This is a genomic window from Citrobacter sp. CK195, from assembly GCF_030333365.1.
Taxonomy (GTDB): domain Bacteria; phylum Pseudomonadota; class Gammaproteobacteria; order Enterobacterales; family Enterobacteriaceae; genus Citrobacter_B; species Citrobacter_B koseri.
In genome coordinates this window covers 677,617-702,638 of sequence record NZ_JAOWGB010000022.1, presented here as the reverse complement: position 1 = coordinate 702,638, position 25,022 = coordinate 677,617, and the positions used below count along the sequence as shown (strand labels likewise).

Genomic DNA, 25,022 nt, shown 5'->3' with positions numbered 1-25,022 from the left:
ATTACCCTCTCTCTTTAAGAACAGCTTCTAATTTTTGTATGATATTTTCGTCTAGCTTCGATATTATCAGTTTTTTATCTGCACGATTATACTGGATTACTGATCCTGGAGCTGTACCAAAAAATCGTCTTTCAAAGTTTAACTCCCACCCATTTGACTTAGCTTTTACTTTCGCACGTCTACCGAGCACAGCTCTGTTAATAGAAAACTCTAACGGTAGTCCAATTTCCTCACTATTAAGATAGGTTATAAAGTTATCCATATGTTCATACTTATCTGCAGGAACTGTACTTCTAACTGCATGGTCGATTTCGGTAAGAGATGCTAATTTACCATCTTCTTTTAATGTTAAATAATTGAGTACAGCATCATATGCTTGATTTTTATACGCAGTTAATTCTTTATTCGCTTCGAAGTATTGTTTAACCCCATTAAGTGCGCCATCAGTGGCTTTAGCAGAGGGAACACTATCTGAACATCCTAAGGCTGCTACAAAATACCCCGAAGCATCCTGATTTATTTTAGGACTGACGAAAGCGAGATACGTAGGTTTTTCTTCTTCCGGTAATGTTTCATATTGATAATATCTATCAAAATTTACCCTTGCAGCCTGATGTATCTTGGCCATGTCTATTTGAACGATCCCGACGGGCTTTAAATTTTCATCTAGCCGTAAAGCTTCCTTTTGCTTAACCATTGTAATAAGCATGAAGTTTGAGGTGCCACTTGTGTAATGAGCAAATACTATTGCTCCACCGGATGCGGCAACTCTCGAAGGGTCTTTTGCTTGCCGAGTAAGCTCGTTCATACACACAGTTGAAAATGTATGAAATGAATCAGGCTCTGCCTTACCGTTGTAATAGTCTTGGAAAGCATTAGGTACCCTGTAAGTAGGATCCTCAATGTCAAAAGTACCTCTTGCTGCTTGGTTTTCTTTTTTTCCAATTAAGTCATTCAGAGATTTTACTAATTCCTGCACATATTTGTCATCTGTAGGCAGAACCTGCTTAATAATAGCCTCAACGCGCTGTTTTCCACTTTCTTTTACTAGTTCGTGTATAACACAATGCCTTAACTGAAATGCCATTTTTATACCTATCATCAATATATCACTATAGTGATCAACCTAACCTCATAAAAAAGCTGAAAAAATCTCTTTCAGCTCCGAAGGTTGCCTGTTTCAGATAGTGTAATGTTTACGATTAAGGGTAAAAAGGTTTTTTTCTTGCATATATGAACAAAACGACAGTTTTTAGGGGAGAAGTTTGATTTTTTATACATGGTTTCAAAAGCTTCGTTAAGTAACGTAACTAAATCTGTACAGTTGCATGAAACTAGGCACTTAGATATCATGTATATGATAAAACGCATGTATTAATTTCTATAATCCTAATTTGGAGTATGCTCACGGCAGGCATGATGGAGCGAATAAGATGTTTACTTCCCTACAACTCTTCAAAAACCTCTCCGATGAAACCCGTCTAGGCATCGTGCTGCTGCTCAGAGAGATGGGAGAGCTGTGCGTGTGCGATCTCTGTACAGCGCTGGAGCAGTCGCAGCCCAAGATCTCCCGTCATCTGGCAATGCTCCGGGAAAGTGGTCTATTGCTGGATCGTAAACAAGGCAAGTGGGTTCACTACCGCTTGTCCCCGCATATTCCTTCCTGGGCCGCTCAGGTGATTGAGCAGGCCTGGTTAAGCCAACAGGACGACGTACAGGCCATCGCCCGTAAGCTGGCATCGGCAAACTGCTCTGGTAGCGGTAAGGGTGTTTGCATCTAAAAAATTTGCCTGAACATATATGATATTTCGAATGTGATGTATTCAGAATGAAGACGTTAACGGTGTTTGACCCGGCAATGTGCTGCAGTACCGGCGTATGTGGCTCAGATGTCGATCAGGTTCTGGTTGATTTTTCTGCTGATGTGCAGTGGCTGAAAGGACGTGGCGTCCAGGTTGAACGTTACAACCTGGCGCAGCAGCCCATGAGCTTTGTTCAGAATGAGAAAGCGAAAGCATTCCTCGAAGCATCTGGAGCAGAAGGGCTTCCGTTACTGCTGTTGGACGGTGAAACGGTGATGGCAGGGCGATACCCAAAACGCGCTGAGCTGGCTCGCTGGTTCGGTATTCCGCTGGAGAAGGTGGCGTTAGCTCCCACCAGCTGCTGTGGTGGTAATACTTCCTGTTGCTGAATATGTCAGGAGGACAAATGAAATTCTTACAGAATATCCCGCCTTACCTGTTTTTTACCGGTAAGGGAGGTGTAGGAAAAACTTCTATTTTCTGCGCGACGGCTATCCGCCTTGCCGAACAGGGTAAGCGGGTTTTGCTGGTCAGTACCGATCCGGCCTCCAATGTCGGCCAGGTATTCGATCAGGCTATCGGTAACACCATTCACCCTGTAACGGCAGTTCCTGGGCTTTCTGCTCTGGAGATTGACCCGCAGGAAGCTGCCCAGCAATACCGCGCCAGAATCGTTGATCCTATCAAAGGTCTTCTGCCTGATGATGTTGTTAACAGTATCAGCGAGCAGCTTTCAGGAGCCTGTACCACTGAGATTGCAGCGTTTGATGAGTTCACCGGCTTATTGACAGACGCTTCCCTGCTGACCCGCTTCGATCACATCATTTTTGATACAGCGCCGACGAGCCACACGATTCGCCTTCTCCAGCTTCCCGGTGCCTGGAGTAGCTTCATTGAAAGTAATCCAGATGGTGCTTCCTGTCTTGGCCCAATGGCCGGGCTGGAAAAGCAGCGTGAGCAGTATGCTCATGTAGTAGAGGCGTTATCCGATCCTGAACGTACCCGCTTGGTTCTGGTTTCACGACTGCAAAAATCTACGCTGCAGGAAGTCGCCCGCACCCATGAAGAACTGGCTGCAATTGGCCTGAAAAACCAGTATCTGGTGATTAATGGTGTGCTGCCTAAAGCCGAAACTGAATATGACGCCCTGGCCGCTGCGATATGGCAACGTGAGCAGGAGGCACTGGCAAATCTTCCTGCCGGTTTATCTGAGCTACCGACAGATACCCTATTACTACAGCCAGTCAATATGGTTGGTGTTTCAGCATTGAAGGGACTGCTGGATACCCGTTCTGAGGCATTACCGCTCCCGGTAACGAACGTCCTGTACACGCCTGAAAACTTATCGCTCTCTGGCCTGGTCGATGATATCGCTCGCAGTGAACACGGCCTGATTATGCTGATGGGCAAAGGTGGCGTAGGGAAAACCACGATGGCTGCTGCCATCGGCGTCAGGCTGGCAGACATGGGATTTGACGTGCATCTCACGACCTCTGATCCTGCTGCGCACCTGAGTACAACGCTGAACGGCAGCCTCAAAAATCTGCAGGTCAGCCGCATCAACCCTCACGATGAAACCGAACGCTATCGCCAGCATGTTCTTGAGACGAAGGGAAGAGATCTGGACGAAGCAGGGAAACGGCTACTGGAAGAGGATTTACGCTCTCCCTGTACTGAAGAAATTGCCGTGTTTCAGGCCTTCTCCCGCGTGATTCGTGAAGCGGGTAAGCGCTTTGTTGTTATGGATACCGCCCCTACCGGACACACGCTGTTGCTGCTGGATGCGACCGGGGCTTACCACCGAGAGATTGCCAAAAAAATGGGGAGTAAAGGTCATTTTACTACCCCCATGATGCAGCTTCAGGACCCGGAACGAACCAAAGTTCTGCTGGTTACGCTTCCTGAAACCACACCGGTGCTGGAAGCGGCAAACCTGCAGGCTGATCTTGAAAGAGCGGGAATTCATCCGTGGGGCTGGATTATCAATAACAGCCTTTCCATTGCGGATACGCGTTCTCCGTTGCTTTGCCAGCGCGCTCATCAGGAACAGCCTCAGATTGAGGCTGTTAAGAATCAGTACGCTAACCGTATAGCGCTTGTTCCGGTGCTGGCGTCAGAGCCCGCTGGTATTGAAAAGCTCAGAGAGTTGATGAGTTAATTTTTTTGCATATACAGGGCGGCAAAGTCGCCCTGTCAGGAGGTTTTATGTTACTGGCAGGCGCTATTTTTGTCCTGACCATTGTTTTGGTTATCTGGCAACCAAAGGGATTAGGGATCGGCTGGAGTGCAATGCTGGGCGCGGGCCTGGCTCTGATATCTGGCGTTGTGCATGTGGGCGATATTCCGGTGGTGTGGAATATCGTCTGGAACGCGACGGCGACCTTTATTGCCGTAATTATTATCAGCCTGCTGCTTGATGAGTCCGGCTTTTTCGAATGGGCAGCGCTGCACGTTTCCCGCTGGGGTAACGGTCGTGGACGTTTGCTCTTTACGTATATCGTTCTGCTCGGTGCGGCGGTGGCGGCACTGTTTGCCAACGATGGTGCGGCACTTATTCTGACGCCGATAGTCATCGCCATGCTGCTGGCATTAGGGTTCAGCAAAGGCACCACGCTGGCATTCGTCATGGCTGCCGGTTTTATTGCCGATACGGCCAGCCTGCCGCTTATCGTGTCGAACCTGGTGAATATAGTCTCGGCGGACTTCTTTGGACTGGGCTTCACTGAGTATGCGTCGGTAATGGTGCCGGTGGATATTGCCGCTATTATCGCCACGCTGGTGATGCTGCATCTGTTCTTCCGCAAAGATATTCCACCGACTTACGACCTGGCTCTCCTGAAAGTACCGGCAAAGGCGATTAAAGATCTGGCAACCTTCAGAACCGGCTGGATAGTTTTAATTCTTCTGCTGGTTGGGTTCTTTGTCCTTGAGCCGCTCGGTATTCCCGTTAGCGCGATTGCGGCTGTTGGAGCTGTGATCCTGTTTGCAGTAGCTAAACGAGGCCATGCCATTAATACCGGTAAAGTGCTGCGTGGGGCACCCTGGCAGATCGTTATTTTCTCGCTGGGGATGTATCTGGTGGTCTACGGTCTGCGCAACGCCGGGCTAACCGAATACCTTTCTGGTGTGCTGAATGTACTGGCGGATAAAGGACTCTGGGCCGCGACGCTCGGTACTGGCTTCCTGACGGCTTTCCTGTCTTCCATCATGAACAACATGCCTACCGTGCTGGTTGGCGCGCTCTCTATTGATGGCAGCACCGCAACAGGCGTTATCAAAGAAGCGATGATTTATGCCAACGTTATTGGCTGCGATCTGGGACCTAAAATTACACCTATTGGTAGCCTGGCAACGCTGCTTTGGCTGCATGTCCTTTCACAGAAGAATATGACCATCACCTGGGGATACTATTTCCGCACCGGGATTGTCATGACTCTGCCTGTGCTGTTTGTAACGCTGGCAGCGCTGGCGCTACGTCTCTCTTTCACTTTGTAATGAGATACTGATATGAGCAACATCACCATTTATCACAACCCGGCCTGCGGCACGTCGCGTAATACGCTGGAGATGATCCGCAACAGCGGTAATGAGCCGGCAGTTATTCTTTACCTTGAGACTCCGCCTTCACGCGATGAGCTAGTCAAACTCATTGCGGATATGAGCATTTCCGTTCGGGCTTTGCTACGTAAGAACGTCGAGCCGTATGAGGAACTGGGTCTTGCAGAAGATAAATTTACTGACGACCAGCTAATTGACTTTATGCTGCAGCATCCGATCCTGATTAATCGCCCGATAGTGATGACACCGCTGGGAACGCGTCTGTGCCGGCCTTCCGAAGAGGTACTGGATATTCTTCCGGAAAGTCAGAAAGGAGCGTTTACCAAAGAGGATGGTGAGAAGGTCATTGACGAAACGGGGAAGCGTGTTAAGTAATTTTCCCACTTCAAAATTTCGGACGCCTGTTAACGCTATGTGGGTGCCTGCCTTTCGCTCATAGCAGGCCTCGCAACACTTCAGGAGGTCTGCTTTGTGCCATAAGCGGACATTGTCCATTACACTAATGTGTCCTAATTAGTAGTTTGCCATAGTGGACATGATTTATATTTGCTTTCCCGGATCTTTGGCTGCAATTCATCAATTGATTCGAATTTCTCGTTGATTTTCAAGTCTATCAATTTGAAAATTATGGAGCGGCTAAATGTTAACGCCTTTTTCAACTCATTTTCTCCAAGGTTATTAGACCCAGCATGGACTACTTTAGATCTTAATCCATATAGTTCTTTGACGTAATCTTCAATTTCTAAGCATTCATCTACTGATTCCCCACTTATATAAGCACATTGTTCAGCCATGCTAGCTACTATAGAGGCAGTAATAACACTACGTTCATTAACTTTGAAAAGTGCTTCAAGCGCAATTACGACTTTCAGTAAGGCACTTGATCTGTTTTTATCGCGATAAGCCTCTCCAATCCATTCAACTGCTCTGGAAAGTTTTCTTTCAAGCTGGGTACCCGGAGATAAAACGACATTAAAAAAATTTGTCATCGAGCTTGCTTTTTTTTCTGGAAAATAATCAGTCAGATCAGCCAGATCAATTATTTGATCTTGTTCGTGTTTATTTTCAGTCCTTCCAAAAATTGAGCCTTCCGTATAAATAATCGGTGGTTCGGTAGGAGAAAACTCATACATGAAAGCACCTATAGAAAACTCTTTACCTTTCTTCGCCAATAAGAAAGAAAATGACAATTCTAGTGTATTGAAAAAAGTGTCTGCAATTTCTGAAGCTTTATAGGAATCTAATGATTTCACACATAATTGAACAACAGTTTTTGTAGGTTGCTGTTTACTAAAGAAAGGGTCTGAGAATGGAAGTTTTATATGACTTGCATGGCGAGGAATCTCATAAAAACAAAATGGCCCTAGATTAATAGGGTGAGACCCATTTTTTATATTTCCACCAAATACTTGTTTAACAACCCTATGTTCTGTTTGCTTAACTAAACTTAGACTATTAATGAGGTTTTTGAAATATTTAACACGAACATCTACATCATCATCCGGGTGATCACCACATTCAAATAAGGTTTTTTCAATGTAATATCTAAAATATATCTTTGAAATAAATTGTCCATCATTGGTTTTTGACAAATCATCTAATCCTTTTTCAAAAGATTCATTGTCAGTGATTATAATGACATTACCAATTAACCCATCGTGAGAAAATATTATTTTTTCGATTGTGGATTTATTTAATGTACATGATTTAAAAATTCGACTGGAAATATCTTTGCTATAACTCATCCTGAATCCTAATGTGATGGTGTAAACTAATACATTCAATGCTTATCATGATACTATATCTCTATTGAAACAATAAAGGTAATTAGATAAAATTCAAGAAGTTAACACTTCATCAGTTATGTCCGCTTCTCGCTCGCAGCGGACCTTCCCCCCAGTAAACACGTCCACTCAGTGCCAGAAGCGGACGTTTTCAGTATCCCATACTGCGGACAAAACCTTAGCTCAATCAAATAGCGGAGGAATGAAAGACAGGACGTAATATCAACATTGTTAATCGTTTATTTAAATGTATTTTTTAAATAATTGTCCTTTTCCCTAATGACCCTGACCCAAAATCCTGCTCTATTCAGAAACAAAATTCCGGCATGATATACACTCCCCTGAACGGAGGCGGTGCCGCTCAAAAAGCCACTACTCACCGAAGAGACAGAATGTCTTTGCCCTGAAGCAAGTAAGAGTTCGGGTAAGTTTTAAGCTGGAGAAGCGATCTTGATTGAAGGTACAATCTCTTTCCAATAAATGTTGTCGAGTCGTCGTATTGCCTTATATCAGATAGTGCGGGGAGTGAGTATAGGGGCGCACTAAAAATGCACCAGAGGATGGAAAAGCTTTACCGCGCCGCCGGAATGACTACCTCGAGTTCCCATTTAAAGTTTTGCAGGAGTTTTCGACGTGTGCTTTAATCGGTAAATTAAAGCATAAATAATGAATTAGCAAGGAATAGGATGTGGCTAAGATAATCATTAAAAAATTACGGCATATCAATAGTCTTGAGTTTGATATTCCTGGCACTGGAGTTTGGTTACTTACAGGCACCAATGGTACTGGCAAGTCATCTGTCCTAGGTTGCCTGCGCCGAATTGGGTATAGAAACGCTTTCCCTGTCCACTTTCCGGCATCACGGAAGTCTGTTCGACTTGACTCCAATGAGGGGGCTTCAATTAGTTACTCGAACAGTAACGGTGAGGTTGCATACACTTACGTTACCGAACGGTGGTCACCAACTCCTAAAAGTGCTAGTAAGTTTTTAGAGGGTTTAGGTTACCCTGAAACTATTTATGTAGCCGCTGATGCTGACCGGATTGAACCCCGTAAGGAGGATTTTTCTCCAAATAAGCTTCGTCCTGCTCAGCAAGATATCGTTGATGCTGCTAATAAAATTTTTGGGACACAAAAGTTTTCTGCTTTGAAGATCACCAACGTTCGAACGGGTATTGGTTCTCAAGCGTTTGTTTTAGAGCTGCCGGCTCATGGCAAGCAAGCTAAGAGTTACTACTCAGAAAAGAATTTTAGCCTTGGTGAAATCTGTATTCTAAAGCTTTTGCGTAAGCTATCGTCATGTAAGCGTGGAGCGATGATTTTAATTGATGAGATTGAGCTGGCGTTGCATCCGACAGCGCAAGCTGAATTGCTTGAATATCTAAAAAGGATCGCAATAGATAAATCACTTACAGTCGTGGTGTCCACGCACTCGGCAACCTTAATAAAACAAGCTAGCAAAGGCAGTATTCTACACTTGCAATCGGATGAGAATGGTCATGTGATTTGCGCTAAAAATTGCTTCCCTTCCTATGTGTTAGGTGCGTTGGCATATCAAGAGGAGTCAGCCTCTGACGTAGTTATTTATGTTGAAGATGAAGCTGCCCGAGCGATTCTTGAACAGTTTGTACGAAGATTTCTGACAGACTCAATTGCGTCTCAACATCTTACGCCAAGTGTCACCGTAATTGCAGTGGGAGGCCTTGTAGAAGTACTGAGGTTTTACGTCCGGCAGCGACCCATACTGCCATCAATTACGCGGTCTTACGTGATGCTTGATGCCGATGCGGAAGATGTTCTCGAGAACGCTACGAAGCTCGACCTAATCAGCATTTACAGAGACGAGAGACAGAGAATATCCTTTCTACCGTTCACGCCGGAGGAAGGAGTTGCTCAATATATACACATGAATAGAGCGCACTTAGTGAATGAAGTTCGTCGGTATTTCGGACTCAATGGGGTACATCTTCGACCGCGCGATGTCCGGCAACCTCCTCAGCAGGGTACCCCTAGGTCACGTGATATTTGCAAGGACATAGTTAACGAAGTTTGCGATGCATTATTGGCCCAGATTCCGAACGTGACATTCATAAGTGTTAAGGAGACAGTATTAAAGATTTTTGCTGAGCACTACTTTGGAGCGAATCGGCCAGCTATCATGCAGCTAGTTGGGCCAATAATCCGAGGTTAGTTACTCGGCGGTGCAGCCAACAGAGCGGCTCGAGCTGCTTTGTGGGTCCCGTCGTCGCAAGAATTAATTGATGTTTTAATTCTTCCTCTCTGAAGCGGTCTCTTTTTTTAAATCGCTGAAACGAGTTGCAGTCAATGCCGGTGACCTGCACCCCGCTGATTAAAACATCCTCGATGTAAGCAATGCCTTGAGAACGTCCACTCCTCGCTCAAAGCGGACAAGCTAACCGAGCTTTAGGTCCACTGTGAACGAGGAGCAGACTCCTCAGGCAATCCACTGCTGCCAGATGCGGATGTGACCTGCTCCAACGCCCTGAACCGAAGTAAAAAGGTTTCCCACATTAAAAGTGGATATCATTGTGAATGAAGTGGTTAACTAAGACTGGCCACCGCTAGAGTTTTTCCAATATCGATTTTCCGATTCGTTTGGGAGTAACACACCGCTATATTCATGCGGCCTGAGCGCGCTGTAATACCCAACGATATAGTCCGTTATTGCCTAGGCTGCATCGCTGAAGCTTGTGTAACCCGCCACCGGTACCCATTCTTTCTTCAGACTCCTGAAGAAGCGTTCATTGGACTGTTAGACGGGAGGAACTCTGCTTTTTTCCTAGGAGTAAAGCGGTTTGGCACAAGTCGGAACTGATATCAGTGGCCGGTAAATAGCAGATATTCATCCATCATTTGCGTGAGAGATATGTTTTCCTCCTGCCGTCCAACCAGCCACAAGCCTAGAGCTTCAGGTGACATACGTTTCAGGTTATCCAGCCAGTCTTCCAGCGTCGTCCCCATCATCAGATCGTACCAACATAGCCAGACCAGTTTGTGGCGATGCTCCGGTGAGCTGAATTGTTGTAACAGGCTAATCAGCCTATTTGCCAGTGGGCGTTGTTTCAGGCGGATACATTCACTCAGCAATATCCCTTCCAGCATTGGGTGGTGCAGTAAAGTTTTTTGCTTTGTCTCAAGGCTGATTTGCATATCAGTCACTACCGACACTGCTTCTGGATGCTGACTTCCGTAAATCAGTCGGTAAAGGCATTGTGGTACCACTGCAGTCATCTGCCCCGCGCCGGGAAAGTACAGACTGCCCACCATCAGGTGGTGGCTGGCCTGAATATTGGGATGACACATGCCATTTATGATGACCAGTTTTGTGAACCCGTTTAGCCAACGTTGATAGCTGACTAGCAAACTGTTATATCGCGTCTTTGTCTCTTTCATGGTGAATTATCTCTGAATACTGAATGACAGGCAGCCGCAAACCTCTGCAATGAGCGGATAAAGAGTGTGTCTGTCAGGAAAGTGATATGTAAGGAGAGCTATCTAGCTGCGTGATTCGTCGATTCGAGCCTGCAGCCAGGCTTCGACTTCACTTTTACGCCAACGGGAACTGCGGCCAAACTTGGTCGGTTTTGGAAATTTACCGTCTTTAATCAGTTTGTAAAACCATTTGTCGGTCAACTGGGTGAGTTGCGTAATGAATGCCATATCGATGAATTGTTCTTCGAGCAGGGAAATTTGAATAGTCATGATTTGATTCTCCGGTATCTGAATGGAAACCGGAGAAGGTCTTATTCTTGTTACTTCCCGCTCCGGCATAGGTACCGGTGGTGCCGTAAAAAATAGTATTAGCCGGGTATATATTTTCTGGGTCTTCCCTGTCGTGCTGGTAGTGGCACCTCATTGCATCCCCAGATCAGGAAGCCATATTTCTGGTCTTCTTTTGTCAGATAACTCACTATGCGTCTCAAGCTGCTTACGGCATCGTTGTTTTGGTATCGGACAACATTGTTAATGTTGTCCTGATGATATTTTTTTGGTTTGCATTGCTGATATTTCCCCTCTCCATGAGTAATCTGGTGCCATAGTTCTCCTGCCTGTAAAATAAATGGGAATGATTTCTGATGTTCCTGACCATTAAGATAAAAAATGGCATGAGCATGAACAGCCCCTTCAGATGTCCATTCCAGTACCCAAAAAAAGCCGATAACTCCGGGAAGAGTGATCATTGCTTGCGTCAGTTCTCTAAGGTCATCCTGTATTTCGATGGAAGAGTTACGAATAAATCGGTTAGTGCCTCGCTGGTAATCAAAATCCATTCGGAACGCCAGTATTTTGGAATGACATGCCAGGATCTGATTAAGATGGTGATTGATCATATTCAGTAGAAAATCATTTGGAGTGAATTTTTTAAAGTGTGGGTAATGTCTTTGCATTGTTCTGTTCCTTTGGATGAATTCAAAGGAAATAGCACATCTGTTTTTTTGTCTCTTTAAGGATGCTTGTAAAGCAGGGTTCAATCGCTTTTGACGGATATTTGTCATTCTGTTGTGGGGATGTTAGATGGCTATGAATTGAGATCTACTCTCTATAATACCAATTAACCTTAATTATTTTTTAACCTGATGGCACTGCACAGTTTCCCTATGGCTTTTACATTTATATTGCCTGCTATCCGTGACAGCCGTCAGGGAGTGCAACATAGTCAATTTTTAGTGTTCCAAGTAAACGTTCTACATGATGTACGTCAAAGTTTCTCAGATATCATTAAAATCCAGGCATGGTGTGCACGTTGAAAGGCTTGTGATAACAAAAAAACAACGTACTCTACTACGTAGAGTGCTACGGTTTTTTCTACGATTGTTGTTACGTTTGAGGTTGTGATGAGTGCAGAAAGGCGAGTGACCAGTCTCTGGACGAAAAGAGTAAATTTATGGCTTTACTGGGATATCTTTCGCTCAGCATTAATGCATGTTGATGAGTCTCGTGAATTAGTGGAAAGAATAGGTGATGCCACTCTTTTTAAAGAGTCTTGCATTAAATATATGAATAAAAAGGAAATGGTTAAGTATAGGAATGCGGAAGCTTTCTTTGAAAAGAGTAAGCGAGAGGTTGAGGGTAAGTTAATACCTTTTAGTGAACTTGAGTGGATTGATTGTGAGCGTTCGTTGTCATTTGTTGCTAATTATATTCATGCCGAATACAAGCTATATACAAATAATAATGCCCCCTCTCTTCTTGATATCACTTTACCTGAATGGAGCCTTGATTCTGATAAGGGTGGCGTAAATTATGATGGGGTAATTCTTTTGATAGACTATCAATGTCGTGTATCAAGCTTTAATAATATCCGTTCCACCTTAGAGCGTTTGAAGAGGTCATGGCTCCGTATCCAGAAAAAATTTGGCAATCCGTTTTGGTTCTCATCAGTCAGATATAATGCTAAATATTTGGCAGATTATCAGTGGGTGATGTCTTACTTCGATAAGAACAAAATGATTAATGGTAATGTGGATTTTTGGTTTGAAAAAAATTTGAATCTGAAAGTTCATTCAATCTTTGATCAATGGGTTGAGGATAAATCCGATGCTGAAGGTGAATTGTTTATTATAAAAACAAAAAAAGCATGGGGTCAGAAAAAATTCAGAGATAGTGTTGCAAACAAAAAAGTTCTCAATACCTATATTAGCAAAGATAGTAAGAGACAACTTGATTATCTGGCAAGCCAAAATGAAATGAAAATCAATGAATTGATTGAGATGCTGATCAATGATGCATACGCAAAAGCTAAACTGAAAAGTTGGGAAAATTAAAAAAGATCACAGATATATATCATCACTCTGAACATATCCCATTAACGGCAGAACCTCTTAGTTCTGCCGTTTTTGTATACTTTTTTCGGAGGAGCAGTAATGAAACAATTTGACGGTCTGCAGTCACTGCAGCAACCGCTTTCCGGCCTCCCCCAGTGGGTCTCTGAACGCATTCTGCAGCAGATAAATCAGTTAACCCACTACGAGCCTGTAATAGGCATTATGGGGAAAACCGGAGCAGGCAAGAGCAGCCTGTGTAATGCCCTGTTTGCTGGGGATATATCACCGGTCAGTGATGTGGCGGCATGTACTCGAAAACCACTGCAGTTTCGCCTGCAGCTCGGCAAACGCTTTATGACAATTATGGACCTACCCGGTGTTGGAGAGTCCGAACTCCGGGATGCTGAATATGCTGCACTCTACCGTGAACAACTTTCCCGGCTCGACCTGGTGCTGTGGTTGATTAAGGCCGATGATCGAGCACTAGCGGTGGATGAACATTTTTACCGGCAGGTGATTGGTGAAGCATACCGGCATAAGGTGTTGTTTGTTATCAGTCAGTCCGACAAGGTTGAACCCACCTGCGGTGGTGAAAAGCTGTCTACAGAGCAGAAACAAAATATCAGCCGCAAAATCTGTCTGCTGCATGAGTTGTTCCAACCTGTAAACCCTGTCTGTGCGGTGTCGGTACGTTTGCAATGGGGGCTGCGGGTAATGGCTGAACGGATGATTCATTGCCTGCCGCGGGAGGCCAGTAGTCCGGTGGCGGTACAGCTTAGTGATCCACTTCGTACCGATGCCATTAATAAAAAAGCCCGTGACGATTTTGGTGAAACGGTCGGCTCGGTACTGGACACAGTAAGTTCCATGCCCCTGATACCGTCCCCGGTTCGGACAGTTATCCAGTCTGTACGCGACATCGTGGTATCGGTCGCTCGTGCAGTCTGGAACTTCTTCTTCTGAACATTAACCCTTCTAACCCGTAGTTTCCTGAGCCCTGCCGCGATTGAGCGGTAGGGCTTTTCTGTCTTTACTTTCCCATCATGAGGAATCTGCTTATGACCCGTCTGGCTTCGCGCTTTGGCGCATCAAATCTTATCCGTCGTGACCGTCCGTTAACCCGCGAAGAGCTATTTCGTGTAGTGCCCAGTGTTTTCAGCGAGGACAAACACGAATCTCGCAGTGAACGGTACACATATATACCCACGATTTCTCTCCTTGACAGTCTGCAGCGCGAAGGCTTTCAGCCCTTCTTTGCCTGTCAGGCCAGAGTGCGTGACCCAGGTCGCCGCAAGCATACAAAGCACATGCTGCGCCTGCGTCGGGAGGGGCAAATTACCGGCAAACAGGTCCCGGAAGTCATTCTGCTCAACTCTCATGACGGCACCAGCTCGTATCAGATGCTGCCGGGATTATTCCGCGCGGTATGCCAGAACGGGCTTGTCTGTGGTGAGTCGTTTGGCGAGGTGCGGGTGCCGCACAAAGGAGATGTCGTGAGTCAGGTGATTGAGGGGGCGTATGAAGTACTGGGTATATTTGACCGTGTGGAAGAGAAGCGGGATGCCATGCAGTCGCTGATGCTGCCGCCACCTGCACAACAGGCTCTGGCACAGGCTGCACTGACGTACCGTTTCGGTGAGGACCACCAGCCAGTGACAGCACCTCAGATACTCTCCCCACGCCGCTGGCAGGATGAGAGCAATGACCTGTGGACCACATACCAGCGTATTCAGGAAAACCTGATTAAAGGCGGGCTCACTGGTCGGAGTGCAAAAGGTCGGCGAACACATACCCGCGCCGTGCATGGTATCGACGGCGATGTGAAGCTCAACCGGGCCCTCTGGGTGATGGCGGAAGCGATGCTGAGTGGGTTTCAGTCCTGAGCTTGTTATCAGTATGTTGAGAAAGGACACTCCCTGTCCGTTTTACCCCATTGGATTAAGTGTTTTATCACCGCATTTCACGGTGTGCCGCGTCGGCCCTGCCTCCGGTGGCTGATAAAAAATAGTTCATTCCGTGTCCATACCCTGTCCGCCCCCCTCTTTAGAATCATTTCATATTCAGTCAGTTAATTATTTCGGAGATTTAAGATGACACAGGCAGAGCGCCGTCATGACCGGCTGGCTGTCAGGCTGTCACTGATAATCAGCCGCCTGGTTGCCGGTGAAACGCTGAACATGGCGCGGCTGGCTGCAGAGTTTGGTGTGTCAGTCCGTACCCTGCGACGGGATTTTCGCGAACGGCTGATGTATCTGGACCTGGAGTATCGACGGGGGCAATGCCGCCTGCGCAGTACCGGTGGGGGCGTACAGGGCGAGCTGGATGCGCTGACCTTTGCTCACCGGGCAGGACTGGCCGATATTTTTCCGGGGCTGGACAGGCGTCTGGCGGGAATGCTGCTCACCGCAGGAGGGATGCCCTGCCTGGTGTGGCAACCCCCACAGTCAGTGTCACCGGTCAGCTCGCTGGTGTTTTACCGCCTCGTCAGTGCCATTACCGCATGCCAGCGGGTACTGCTGCTGGCCGAGGGAGAGCGCTGTGACGGGCTGGCCCCGTACCGACTGATTTCATTTGACGGCTGCTGGTACCTCACCGGTGAACTTAACGGGTATATCACCGTGCATCCTCTGGCGACCATCCATGCGGTGACAGTACTCAACACCACGTTCACCCCGCTAAAACGTCTCAGCCAGTTAACCACACAGGCGGGCTTTATCCGGGCTCTTCCGCACTTCAGCTGTATCCGCGAAGTCCTGTCTCCTGGGCCCTCTGAGGAGGAGCCGGGCAACACACTGATTTAATTACCTCTGTTAAGAAGGAAAAACAATGACCTGGCATTACGAGAAAAATGGCATACGTCACGACAATGTGACCGAAGACGACATCACTGGCCTGATTGCGCGCGGTGAACTGACTGCATCCACTTTGGTATGGCGACAGGGCATGACGGAGTGGCAGCCAATCTCCGCTACCCCGCTGGCTTCGGCGCTGCTCCACAGCACTACACCACCGGCACTGCCAGGAAACCGCATTCCGGGCGGAGTGGTATGGGCGCTGGCATTTGCTCCCTTCATTGGTTATGCGCTCGAGCTGTGGACGGCAGGGCTGAACGGAATGTCTTTTGACGAGGCATATGAGGCCGTCTCGGGTGGGCAGTACTGGTTCATCACGCTGCTGCTCAATATCGCACTGGGGTATCTCGATGAACGACACCTGCGTAAGGCCGGAGTGGATACCACCACGTTCGGCAAACTTGCCTGGCTGGTGCCGTTCTATTTGTGGCGGCGGGCGAAAACCCTTGGTCAGAAACCGGCTTACTTCTGGGTATGGCTGGTGATGCTGGGCCTGACTGTCTGGGCCTGAATCGTCGCTACCTGATACTTTCTCTGTTAAGGACCAACGTAATGAAAACGCTGATTAAAATACTGGGCATTACTGGCAGCCTTCTGCTCTGTACAGAAGTTCAGGCCCAGCCTTATAACCGGACGCTGCCTGCGGTAGTTAATGACAACAACGGGAACATTTTCTGGTGTGATGCGCATCGTCAGGTCACGGGGAAGTGTGAGGCCATGTTCGTTGACCGTAAGGGCGGTATGGTCACGGTGCGTTCCGCACCCTTTAAAGACTGCGAAGGCGGCCTGTGGGGCTGGATAACCATCATGCACAACGATGTGTCGAAAGGATTCACCATTACTCCGGACAAGAAATTCGGTCTCACCGCAAAAGACCTGTGTCGTCCGGGCACGGTAGTGACCTTTAAGCCCAACCAGAAGAAGCCGGAATATGACGACCTGGTGGCGTTGTACCAGGGCAAAGAGCTGTTTCGCTACCGGCGCTTCTGATAACACCCGATACCTACCTCCCTCATTTTGCCCGACAGCGGGCTGGATTAATTCAGGAAGAAAACCATGCTGAAAATAATGACCTCTGCTGTACCCGCCCTCATTCTGTCACTTGCCGCCTTCAGTGCCGGTGCCGCTCAACTTCCGGCAAGCCTTATGGATAAAGACAATCCCGGACAGGAGTACTGGTGCCAGGGAAACGACATCAACACCTCCATGTGTTCACTGACCGGTGTCAGCGACGACCATAAATTTGCTCTGATTCAGGATTTGCCCGGTCCAGCCTGTGAAGATTTAAGTTTCGGGATTATTGACCTGGTATTTAACACCGGACTTAACATCCCTTATGACGGTGGTGACTGCAAGGGAGATGTAAAGGCCGGGTTTGTTCGTGGCACAAAAGATAATGCCCTGTATGTGAAGATTGTCCGGGGCAGCAAAACTTTGCGCCTATATAAGGTGCAGACGGGTTTCTGATAATCACCCCACACCTGCATACACCCATAGCCCCTGACGCTTCTGCGTCAGGGGCTTTTGCTTTTAAGGTACACTCAATGTCTGAATCTCACACGCTTCCACCGGGACCTTTTACCCGACAGCAGGCCGAAGCGGTTACCCGCCGGTATCAAAATATCGCTATTGAAGACGACCAGGGTAGCCACTTCCGCCTGGTGGTTCGTGAGTCTGAAGGTCAAATGATCTGGCGGGCGTGGTGCTTTGAACCGGATGCCGGTGAAGGGCTTAACCGTTATATCCGACAGTACGGCATCCTCAGAGCATCCTCCTCCTGACCACACCTATTCATCATCCCTCTATGTCCTTTATTTCCCATACGCCAGCCATCGTCGCTGGCGTTTTTATTGACGGAGAATATCCATGACGACACAAACGCAATGCGAATTGATGTCCGCTAATGAACCTCAATTTGACCTTACTGCAACACCAGTACCTGACGAGCAGCGTCTCGATTTCTGGCCGCTGTACTTTGGTGCTATTCCGCAGTGGATCACGCTGGAACCCCATATTTTCGCCTGGATGGACCGCTTCTGTGATGAGTACAGCGGTGGTATCTGGTCCTTTTACACGCTCAGCAATGGCGGCGCGTTTATGGCCCCTGATGCTGACGGTAACGAAAAATGGCATCTGTTCAACGCCATGAACGGAAATGATGCGGAAATGAGTGTGGAAGCCGCAGGTATCGCTGTCTGCCTGATTGAATACAGCCATCATGCCTGTCGCACCGAATGCGATGCCATGACTGAGCACTATTACCGCCTGCGGGATTACGCCCGACAGCACCCTGAATCCAGCGCCATTTTGCGCATTATTGATTAAGGATACTCATGATGGAACAGTCACTTATCCCACTGACACCGGTACTTCCACTGACCGCACAACGCACGATAAAACGCGCTTTAACACTGCTTGACCGACACCTGCGCGAAACAGGCGTGGCATTCACCTCCACTCAGGCAGCCCGTGACTGGCTGAAACTGAAAATGGCTGGACTGGAGCGCGAAGAGTTTATGGTGCTGTACCTTAACCAGCAGAACCAGTTAATTGCCCACGAAACCCTGTTTGCCGGTTCCATCAGCAGCACCGAGGTACATCCCCGTGAGGTGGTCAAACGCGCCCTGTATTTCAATGCAGCAGCCGTGATTCTGGCGCATAACTACCCCTCCGGCGACACCATGCCCGGCCGGGCAGATAAGACTATAACGCAGCGTCTGGTGCAGGCGCTTCAGCTCGTTGATATCCGAGTGCCTGACCACCTCATCGTCGGTGGTACGCAGATATTGTCGTTCGCTGAACATGGTCTGCTTTGAGGTATGACATGAAAATTATCAGTAAACGCCGGGCGATGACGATTTACCGTCAGCATCCGGCCTCCCGCATTTTTCGATACTGCACCGGCAGATACCAGTGGCACGGCAGTGTCTGTCATTACACCGGTAAGGTAGTTCCTGACATTCCCGGCGTGCTGGCGGTATACGCCGAACGCCGCCAGGACCGCAACGGGCCTTATGCCTGCCTGATGAGTATCACCCTGAACTGACAATAGTGGAGAACTGTAATGAGTAACATCACCTGGGGCCTGCAGCGGAATATCACGCCACGCCTGGGAGCCCGTCTGGTGCAGGAGGGGAACCGGCTGCATTATCTGGCTGACCGGGCCAGTATCACCGGTAAGTTCAGCGAAGCAGAATGTCTTAAGCTGGATGTGGCATTTCCGCATTTTATCAGCCAGATGGAATCGATGCTGACCACTGGTGAAATGAATCCCCGCCATGCCCACTGTGTCACCCTGTACCACAACGGTTTCACCTGCGAAGCCGATACCCTTGGTAGTTGCGGCTACGTATACATCGCCATTTATCCCACTCAACGCTAACAAATTTCACGAGAGCAAACATGAAAAATCTACCTGCTACAATTTCGCGGGCGGCGAAGCCCTGTCTGTCGCCCGTTGCAGTCTGGCAAATGTTACTTACTCGTCTGCTTGAGCAGCACTATGGCCTAATGCTAAGCGACACACCTTTTAGCGATGAAACCGTTATAAAAGAGCATATCGATGCCGGTATCACTCTGGCTAATGCCGTTAACTTTCTTGTAGAGAAATATGAGTTAGTTCGTATCGACAGCAATGGATTTACCTCTCAGGTACAAGCACCATATTTGACTGCGACAGACATTCTTCAAGCCAGGAAAGCGTGTGGGTTGATGAGCCGGTGTTCTTACGGGGAGGTAAGTAATATTGTTCTTAGCCGATCACGGCTGTGAGGGGATGGAGATCTGCGAACATTTCCACGATACGTGAAGAATTTGATGAGATTAACGACTCGATGAACGGCTCATCGAGTCGCATGAAAAACAAGGTGGGGGCACAAAAGGGGGCATTTATAAAGATGAAACAAGAAAATATATATACTTATCAATGGGTTTTTGTGTTGTGTTATGTTCCTATTATCGCACCATTTCAAATTCCTCTCAGATCTACCGAAATCAACTCAAAGCCCGTATCTTATTAACAGAGTCATTTAGCCGAAAGTTCTCTTCGGATGATTTCTGCGCCTGCGCTTAGGGCATCGAGCTTACCTCTGGCTACCTGACGAGATAAGGGAGCCATACCACAGTTGGTAGAAGGATAGAGCTTGTCGGCATCGACAAACTGAAGCGCTTTACGTAACGTACTGGCGACTTCTTCTGGTGTCTCAATGGTGTTGGTTGCCACGTCAATGGCCCCTACCATGACTTTTTTACCGCGAATCAGTTCAAGCAGATCCATTGGAACATGCGAGTTATGACATTCCAGTGAGATGATATCGATATTAGACGTTTGCAGTTTGGGAAAAGCTTCTTCATATTGTCTCCACTCTGACCCCAGCGTCTTTTTCCAGTCGGTATTGGCCTTGATGCCATATCCATAGCAGATATGCACAGCGGTTTCGCATTTTAGCCCTTCAATGGCTTTTTCTAACGCGGCGATCCCCCAGTCATTCACTTCATCAAAAAACACATTAAATGCGGGCTCATCAAACTGGATTATATCGACACCGGCAGCTTCTAACTCTCTGGCTTCCTGATTGAGAATTTTTGCAAATTCCCAGGCCAGCTTTTCGCGGCTTTTATAGTGGGCATCGTAGAGCGTATCGATCATCGTCATAGGCCCTGGCAGCGCCCATTTAATCGGCTGACGAGTGAGCTGGCGTAAATACTTTGCATCTTCAACAAAAACGGGTTTTTGACGCGCTACCGCATCAACAACGGTCGGTACGCTCGCATCATAGCGATTACGAATTTTAACAATCTGACGTTTCTCAAAATCAACGCCGCTGAGGTGTTCAATAAACGTGGTGACAAAGTGTTGGCGCGTTTGCTCGCCATCACTAACAATATCAATACCTGCCCGTAGTTGATCATCCAGGGACAAACGTAGCGCATCTTGTTTTCCCTCGATTAATTCCTCATTTTGCAATTTCCAGGGCGACCAAAGCGTCTCAGGTTGAGCAAGCCAGGAAGGTTTAGGTAAACTGCCAGCCGTTGAAGTGGGTAGTAATATTTTCATAATCGATGACCTTTTATTTTCGGTTAATCAAAGAGCGTAGTGAGCAGACCATTTTTCAAGAATATCTTTGTATGGTTTGATGAAATGCTCTTCTGTAAACTTTCCCTGCTCAATAGCCAGCTGGCTGCGTTCTTCCCGATCATAAACAATTTTTGTTAATGAATGATCCTGGTGGTTCAGATTTGGTTGATAGCATTGACCTGCTGCGGCGTTAGCATTGTAAATTTCAGGTCGGTAAATCTTCTGGAACGTCTCCATCGTGCTGATGGTGCTGATCAGCTCAAGGTTCGTGTAATCACTAAGTAAATCACCAGAAAAATAAAAGGCCAAAGGTGCAACGCTATTTTGGGGCATAAAATAGCGAACCTGCAAATCCATTTTTTTGAAGTATTTCTCAGTTAACGAAGAACCACCAGGCTGGTATTCGATACCCAATACAGGATGCTGATTTCCAGTCCGATGATAGATATCGTTACTTGACACGCTGAGACATATCACAGGTGGTTTTTTGAAATGCTCTTTGTATTCATTTGAGTTTATGAAATGTTTAAATATGTTCCCATGCAAATCACCAAAATTATCTGGAATGCTAAACTCAGGTTTGTTTTTGTTATGCTCTGGCAGTAATACGCTAAAATCATAATCTCGTACGTAAGAGGAGAAATTATTCCCGACAATACCTTCAAAACGTTCGTTGTTCTTTTTGTCAATAATATTGGTTTTTAATATTTCAATAGCGGGGAATGTATCGCTGTTGCTATCAACGTTAATATTCATCGCAACAGAAATGATATCAAGTTCCACAGAATAACGATCGCTTTTGGGGTTATCCCAATACGCCAGTGTATTGAAGCGATTGTCAATCATCACTAACGTGTTGCGTAAGTTTTCCTGGCGGTTCTTTCCTCTGGCCAGATTCGCAAAGTTGGTAGTAATACGCGTATTTTCAGAAGGGTTATAATGTTCATCGAAGCGACTGCTTTTGATCGTAAATGTAAAATCGTTATTCATCGTGATCCTGCATCCTAAGTCATGATATGAAAACTGAATTAATTTATTGATTTTACAGAGTTACCTGACTTTATTATTGAGCAGTATTCATGTTATCAATAAGTGAGTAAGGTCTCTTTTATGCCAGAGTCACTGGATGAGTGAAAGAGACTTAATTTCATTACAACATGAGTCATATTCATGGTCTGCTGTATGGTCAAACCCGGTCATGCTTGTAATCGATTAAGTTGAATAGTGATTCTTCTGACTGACCGGTTCACCTGGCTCTGTTATTCAAGCGCAGCCGGCAGGAGGCTGTGCAGCAGAACATTAGCGCCTTTTTCTGCCCATTCCGGCTGAATATTTTCTGCCTCGTTGTGGCTGATGCCTTTTTCGCAGGGGATAAAAATCATGCTGGCGGGCGCGATTTTGCTGATATAACAGGTATCGTGACCGGCGCCGGACACCATCCGTTTGCTGCTGTATCCCAGTGCCTGGGCCGCGTTTGCGCTGCGCTGTAGACAGGTCTCGTCAAATGCGATGGGGGCGTAATCGAAGATACGCTCCACGTCGAGCTGAATGCCGCGCTGATTCAGATCGGCGGTTGCCTTGCGAAGCGCCGTTTCCATTGCCTGGAGGGCGGCAGTCTGTGGATGACGAAACTCCACGCTGCAATGTACTTCCCCTGGCACTACGTTACGCGATCCCGGTGAAATCTGCGCCATGCCGATTGTCGCTCTGCCGTCTGGTTCGTGCTGATTGCCAATGTCTTCCACCGCCAGCGCCAGACGGGCGAAGGCGGTCAACGCATCGCGGCGGCTGGCCATTGGCGTGGTGCCGGCATGGGCGGCAAATCCGCGAATTACAACGTTGAACCAGCGCTGGCCCATAGCGGCATGCACCAGGCCGATATCAATACCTTCCTCTTCGAGAATCGGGCCTTGCTCGATATGTAGCTCGTAACAGGTGTAGACAGGGAAGGCGACGGCGGGCTGGTCGCCACGGTAACCGATGGCCTCAAGCGCTTCGCCGACGCTGATGCCGTCCTGATCTTCACGCGCCCACGCGTATTGTTGTGTGAACTGCCCGCTCCAGACGCCGGAGGCCAGCATTGCTGGCGCGAAGCGCGCGCCTTCTTCATTGGTCCAGTTGACCAGTACAATATCGCGTTCGGTCTCAATGTTCTGATCGTTTAAAGTACGCAGCACTTCCAGCCCGGACAGCACGCCGTAAATTCCATCATATCGCCCACCCAGCGGCTGAGAATCAACATGTGAACCGGTCATCACCGGCGCAAGCTGTGGTTTTTTACCGGTGCGGCGAATAAACATGTTGCCCATGCTATCGATTTCGCAGCGGAATCCGGCTTCCAACGCCCAGTCGCGCAGTAAATCACGGGCGAGGCGATCCTCATTGCTTAATGCCAGTCGGGTGACGCCACCGGCTGGCGTGCCGCCGATTTGCGCCATTATCTCAAGCGTTGACCATAAACGCTCTGCGTTCACGCGGATCATACGTCTTCCTTTTTGGTGCGATAGCGAAAGTCACAGCATGCGCCACCCTGCATGATGGTGGTCGTACGGGTCAGCTCCACGTCGGGCGCGTAGCCGACGATAAATTTCTCATCTCGGGCGCAGGAGAGCAGGTGGCCAATCTCACCGAGGCCCATCTCGTGGTACATCTCGGCATAACGGCAGCGGGTGACGTTATAGTTGTACTGCTTGTCGTCGGCGTCGATCACTTTGACATCCAGCGCGTTATCCTTCTCCCACAGGTATTGCAGGGCGATAAAACTCTTCACGTCTGTGCCATTCGGCTCCTTGCGCGCAAATTCTTTACCGGCATCGATCGCCGCCTGCTCAATGGCTTCGCCAATGACCGCCTGGGCGCGGGCTTTCCCTATCTCGCGCACCAGGATTTCATAGATTGGTTTAATGATCTCTGCTTCTATTTTGCGGCGGGCGAGAATGCCCAGCTCATTATTATCACTCATCACATTGCCTCACTGCGTTACTTCGTTTTGGCGCCGCCCAGTACCGTTTGCGGCTGCCATTTACCATCCACGACTTTGTAGACGGTGAAAGACGGCGATTTCAGGTTGCCTTCATTATCAAAAGCGATCTGCCCGGTAACGCCGGAATAGCTTATTGCGCGCAGAACCGGCAGATACTCAGCCGGATCGACAGAGTCGGCTTTTTCCATCGCGGCAACCAGAACGCGGGTGGCGTCATAGGCGAATGGGGCGTGGAGTTCAATATGGGTGTGGTAGCGAGACTGATACTCTTGTTCGAACGCCTTACCGCCCGGCATCTGCTCAACCGGCAGGCCCGGCTCCAGCGCCACGACGCCTTCACCTTCTTTCTGGGCCAGTTGCAGGAAGGTCTGGCTGACGAAGCCGCCTGCGCCCATCAGCGTGGCGTTCATACCCAGCTGTTTGATACGACGCGCCAGCGGCGCGGCCTGGCTATCCACGCCGCCGAAGAAAATCAGGTCAGCGTTTTTGCTACGAATGGCGGTCAGCACGGCGCTGAAATCCACGGTTTTGTCGTCAACGTACTGGCGGTCAACAATCTTCACGCCCTGCGCTTCAAGTGATTTTATAAACTCGTCAGCCAGCCCCTGACCGAATGCGGTACGGTCGTCGATCACGGCAATACGTTTTGCCTTCAGGGTATTCACCGCGTACTGACCGGCAAACTGGCCGCCGTCATCGTCATGCCCCATCACACGAAAGCTGGTATCAAAGCCCTGCCTGGTATAGGCATGACCGGTGGCAACAGGCGCGACCTGGGCGATACCCGCATCGTGATAAACGCGTGCCGCCGGAATACTGGTGCCGGTATTCCAGTGGCCGACCACGCCCGCCACGCCGCTATCGACCAGACGCTGCGCCACAGCCACGGCAGTGCGCGGGTCAGACTGATCGTCTTCAGATTGCAGCCTGAAGGTCACCGCTTTACCACCGATGGTCGGGTGCTGCTTGTTGATATCGTCAATCGCCAGTTGGGCGCCGTTCTCCAGATCTTTACCAATACGGGCAGACGGGCCGGTAAGCGGGCCTGCAAGACCGATGGTCACGGTTTCGCTTTTAGCTGACCATGCACCTGTAGCGGCAAAACTACTGAGCAGAATAGCGGCGCTGAGCGCACTGATTTTTACTGTTTTCATTGTTTTTCCCTGCTGTTGGTGAGTGT

General features: G+C 48.1%; 29 protein-coding genes and 1 pseudogene. 19 read left to right on the top strand and 11 right to left on the bottom strand.

Annotated elements, in window-relative coordinates:
- Position 1 precedes the first annotated feature (1 nt).
- On the bottom strand, positions 2-1,087 hold the full coding sequence (locus tag OGX93_RS08280) for a nucleoid-associated protein (RefSeq protein ID WP_004129395.1): 1,086 nt from the start codon (positions 1,085-1,087) through the stop codon (positions 2-4).
- A gap of 346 nt (positions 1,088-1,433) precedes the next feature.
- Here OGX93_RS08280 and arsR point away from each other — a divergent pair, with 346 nt between their 5' ends.
- Genes arsR through arsC form a run of 5 tightly spaced genes read left to right on the top strand, consistent with a single transcriptional unit; the run spans position 1,434 to position 5,735 of the window.
- Complete coding sequence (gene arsR, locus OGX93_RS08275) at positions 1,434-1,781, top strand: As(III)-sensing metalloregulatory transcriptional repressor ArsR (protein WP_060571114.1); 348 nt, start codon at positions 1,434-1,436, stop codon at positions 1,779-1,781.
- 47 nt (positions 1,782-1,828) lie between these two features.
- Positions 1,829-2,191, top strand: coding sequence for an arsenite efflux transporter metallochaperone ArsD (gene arsD, locus OGX93_RS08270; RefSeq protein ID WP_024273801.1), 363 nt, complete (start codon positions 1,829-1,831; stop codon positions 2,189-2,191).
- A gap of 17 nt (positions 2,192-2,208) precedes the next feature.
- The gene (gene arsA, locus OGX93_RS08265; RefSeq protein ID WP_286449350.1) at positions 2,209-3,960 is read left to right on the top strand and encodes an arsenite efflux transporter ATPase subunit ArsA; all 1,752 of its coding nucleotides are present in this window, start codon (positions 2,209-2,211) and stop codon (positions 3,958-3,960) included.
- Between the two features lie 47 nt (positions 3,961-4,007).
- Positions 4,008-5,297, top strand: a complete 1,290-nt coding sequence (arsB, locus tag OGX93_RS08260; protein ID WP_199971269.1) for an arsenite efflux transporter membrane subunit ArsB — start codon at positions 4,008-4,010, stop codon at positions 5,295-5,297.
- A gap of 12 nt (positions 5,298-5,309) precedes the next feature.
- Positions 5,310-5,735, top strand: a complete 426-nt coding sequence (gene arsC, locus OGX93_RS08255) for a glutaredoxin-dependent arsenate reductase (RefSeq protein WP_199971270.1) — start codon at positions 5,310-5,312, stop codon at positions 5,733-5,735.
- 134 nt (positions 5,736-5,869) lie between these two features.
- Here the strand turns inward: arsC and OGX93_RS08250 are convergent, their stop codons facing one another.
- Positions 5,870-7,105, bottom strand: coding sequence for a HEPN domain-containing protein (locus OGX93_RS08250; protein WP_199971271.1), 1,236 nt, complete (start codon positions 7,103-7,105; stop codon positions 5,870-5,872).
- 727 nt (positions 7,106-7,832) lie between these two features.
- Between OGX93_RS08250 and OGX93_RS08245 the strand changes: the two genes are divergently transcribed.
- A complete protein-coding gene (locus OGX93_RS08245; RefSeq protein ID WP_199971272.1) occupies positions 7,833-9,335 on the top strand; it encodes an ATP-dependent nuclease in 1,503 nt (500 codons plus the stop codon).
- A gap of 375 nt (positions 9,336-9,710) precedes the next feature.
- Here OGX93_RS08245 and OGX93_RS08240 read toward each other — a convergent pair.
- The 4 genes and pseudogenes from OGX93_RS08240 to OGX93_RS08225 form a co-directional block, all read right to left on the bottom strand.
- Positions 9,711-9,908, bottom strand: a pseudogene (locus OGX93_RS08240) (IS3 family transposase); the annotation flags it as partial.
- Between the two features lie 74 nt (positions 9,909-9,982).
- Positions 9,983-10,558, bottom strand: coding sequence for a hypothetical protein (locus OGX93_RS08235; RefSeq protein ID WP_199971273.1), 576 nt, complete (start codon positions 10,556-10,558; stop codon positions 9,983-9,985).
- Between the two features lie 102 nt (positions 10,559-10,660).
- Positions 10,661-10,867, bottom strand: coding sequence for a helix-turn-helix transcriptional regulator (locus OGX93_RS08230; protein WP_199971274.1), 207 nt, complete (start codon positions 10,865-10,867; stop codon positions 10,661-10,663).
- A gap of 98 nt (positions 10,868-10,965) precedes the next feature.
- On the bottom strand, positions 10,966-11,553 hold the full coding sequence (locus OGX93_RS08225; protein WP_199971275.1) for a rolling circle replication-associated protein: 588 nt from the start codon (positions 11,551-11,553) through the stop codon (positions 10,966-10,968).
- 465 nt (positions 11,554-12,018) lie between these two features.
- On the opposite strand from OGX93_RS08225, the gene OGX93_RS08220 reads away from it, so the two are divergent.
- The 13 genes from OGX93_RS08220 (at position 12,019) to OGX93_RS08160 (ending at position 19,553) form a co-directional block, all read left to right on the top strand.
- A complete protein-coding gene (locus tag OGX93_RS08220; protein ID WP_286449352.1) occupies positions 12,019-12,930 on the top strand; it encodes a hypothetical protein in 912 nt (303 codons plus the stop codon).
- A 99-nt stretch (positions 12,931-13,029) separates the two neighbouring features.
- Positions 13,030-13,893, top strand: coding sequence for a GTPase family protein (locus tag OGX93_RS08215; RefSeq protein WP_199971277.1), 864 nt, complete (start codon positions 13,030-13,032; stop codon positions 13,891-13,893).
- 95 nt (positions 13,894-13,988) lie between these two features.
- A complete protein-coding gene (locus tag OGX93_RS08210; protein WP_199971278.1) occupies positions 13,989-14,813 on the top strand; it encodes a DUF932 domain-containing protein in 825 nt (274 codons plus the stop codon).
- 207 nt (positions 14,814-15,020) lie between these two features.
- A complete protein-coding gene (locus OGX93_RS08205) occupies positions 15,021-15,731 on the top strand; it encodes a DeoR family transcriptional regulator (protein WP_023233121.1) in 711 nt (236 codons plus the stop codon).
- Positions 15,732-15,756: 25 nt separating this feature from the next.
- Complete coding sequence (locus tag OGX93_RS08200; protein ID WP_286449354.1) at positions 15,757-16,293, top strand: DUF4339 domain-containing protein; 537 nt, start codon at positions 15,757-15,759, stop codon at positions 16,291-16,293.
- A gap of 41 nt (positions 16,294-16,334) precedes the next feature.
- Positions 16,335-16,772 carry a hypothetical protein gene (locus OGX93_RS08195; RefSeq protein ID WP_286449356.1) on the top strand — a complete coding sequence of 146 codons (438 nt, stop codon included), beginning with the start codon at positions 16,335-16,337 and terminating at the stop codon, positions 16,770-16,772.
- Positions 16,773-16,838: 66 nt separating this feature from the next.
- Positions 16,839-17,249 (top strand): hypothetical protein, encoded by a 411-nt coding sequence (locus OGX93_RS08190; RefSeq protein ID WP_286449358.1) that lies wholly within the window; start codon positions 16,839-16,841, stop codon positions 17,247-17,249.
- A gap of 77 nt (positions 17,250-17,326) precedes the next feature.
- Positions 17,327-17,563: a DUF905 domain-containing protein gene (locus tag OGX93_RS08185; protein WP_033557159.1), complete on the top strand. Its 237-nt coding sequence runs from the start codon at positions 17,327-17,329 to the stop codon at positions 17,561-17,563.
- Between the two features lie 85 nt (positions 17,564-17,648).
- Positions 17,649-18,107, top strand: coding sequence for an antirestriction protein (locus OGX93_RS08180; protein ID WP_286449360.1), 459 nt, complete (start codon positions 17,649-17,651; stop codon positions 18,105-18,107).
- Between the two features lie 8 nt (positions 18,108-18,115).
- Positions 18,116-18,598 (top strand): RadC family protein, encoded by a 483-nt coding sequence (gene radC, locus OGX93_RS08175; RefSeq protein WP_286449361.1) that lies wholly within the window; start codon positions 18,116-18,118, stop codon positions 18,596-18,598.
- 8 nt (positions 18,599-18,606) lie between these two features.
- On the top strand, positions 18,607-18,828 hold the full coding sequence (locus tag OGX93_RS08170) for a DUF987 domain-containing protein (RefSeq protein WP_023233115.1): 222 nt from the start codon (positions 18,607-18,609) through the stop codon (positions 18,826-18,828).
- Positions 18,829-18,846: 18 nt separating this feature from the next.
- Entirely contained in the window at positions 18,847-19,164 is a 318-nt protein-coding gene (locus OGX93_RS08165) for a type IV toxin-antitoxin system YeeU family antitoxin (protein ID WP_031601943.1), read from the top strand.
- A 20-nt stretch (positions 19,165-19,184) separates the two neighbouring features.
- The gene (locus OGX93_RS08160) at positions 19,185-19,553 is read left to right on the top strand and encodes a TA system toxin CbtA family protein (RefSeq protein ID WP_286449363.1); all 369 of its coding nucleotides are present in this window, start codon (positions 19,185-19,187) and stop codon (positions 19,551-19,553) included.
- A gap of 253 nt (positions 19,554-19,806) precedes the next feature.
- On the opposite strand, the gene OGX93_RS08155 is transcribed toward OGX93_RS08160, so the two are convergent.
- The 5 genes from OGX93_RS08155 to OGX93_RS08135 form a co-directional block, all read right to left on the bottom strand.
- Positions 19,807-20,838 carry a methionine synthase gene (locus tag OGX93_RS08155; protein WP_130029246.1) on the bottom strand — a complete coding sequence of 344 codons (1,032 nt, stop codon included), beginning with the start codon at positions 20,836-20,838 and terminating at the stop codon, positions 19,807-19,809.
- Positions 20,839-20,865: 27 nt separating this feature from the next.
- Entirely contained in the window at positions 20,866-21,849 is a 984-nt protein-coding gene (locus OGX93_RS08150; protein WP_200023549.1) for a DUF1852 domain-containing protein, read from the bottom strand.
- Between the two features lie 269 nt (positions 21,850-22,118).
- Complete coding sequence (locus OGX93_RS08145) at positions 22,119-23,342, bottom strand: Zn-dependent hydrolase (protein WP_286449365.1); 1,224 nt, start codon at positions 23,340-23,342, stop codon at positions 22,119-22,121.
- Positions 23,339-23,821: an L-2-amino-thiazoline-4-carboxylic acid hydrolase gene (locus OGX93_RS08140; protein WP_012133757.1), complete on the bottom strand. Its 483-nt coding sequence runs from the start codon at positions 23,819-23,821 to the stop codon at positions 23,339-23,341. The genes OGX93_RS08145 and OGX93_RS08140 overlap by 4 nt, the downstream gene beginning before the upstream one ends.
- A 17-nt stretch (positions 23,822-23,838) precedes the next feature.
- Entirely contained in the window at positions 23,839-24,996 is a 1,158-nt protein-coding gene (locus tag OGX93_RS08135; protein ID WP_153258139.1) for a branched-chain amino acid ABC transporter substrate-binding protein, read from the bottom strand.
- Positions 24,997-25,022 lie beyond the last annotated feature (26 nt).